This window comes from Chryseobacterium potabilaquae (assembly GCF_902728265.1).
In the GTDB taxonomy this organism is placed as follows: domain Bacteria; phylum Bacteroidota; class Bacteroidia; order Flavobacteriales; family Weeksellaceae; genus Chryseobacterium; species Chryseobacterium potabilaquae.
Window position 1 is genome coordinate 1 of sequence record NZ_CACVBR010000137.1, and the last position, 599, is coordinate 599.

Genomic DNA, 599 nt, shown 5'->3' on the forward strand with positions numbered 1-599 from the left:
TGTGTTATTTCCAAACTATTCAGACTAAGAATACTAAGATCATTAGTCTCAGGTTTACATTCAAAGAGTTTTTTTATCGTATCTTCTTCTCCAATTACTACTCTTGCCTTGGTATCTCTTAGAATATACTCTATTCGATCCATCGGATAACTTGGATCCATGGGAACATACGCTCCACCTGATTTTAAAACCCCTAGAATTCCGATAAGAATCTGTTCGGATCTTTCTAAACATAATGGAATAAGTTCATCAGGCTGAATCTGATAAGTATATAAAAGATAATGAGCCAACTGATTAGATCTCTCATTAAGCTCTCTATAGGTTAACTTCACATCCTCATACACCAAAGCGATATGATCAGGAGTCTTCTCAACCTGTCTCTCAAATAACTCATGAATCTTAAATGTAGAATTATATTCTATACTAGCATCCAAAAGATCAGATACCATTCCTACTGCTTTATACTCTTCAGTCCTTGTCCAAGATAAATCTCTAAGTTGTAACTCAGAGTGGTTACCTTTCTGATTAGATACGATTTGCTCTAAAAGATAAACATAGGTGCTGATCATATGATCAATCGTACTTTCTTTAAATAGATG

General features: G+C 34.2%; 1 protein-coding gene. It reads right to left on the reverse strand.

Annotated elements, in window-relative coordinates:
* The coding region (locus CHRY9293_RS18530; protein WP_162034326.1) for an AMP-binding protein at nt 1–599 on the reverse strand (599 nt) is incomplete at both ends.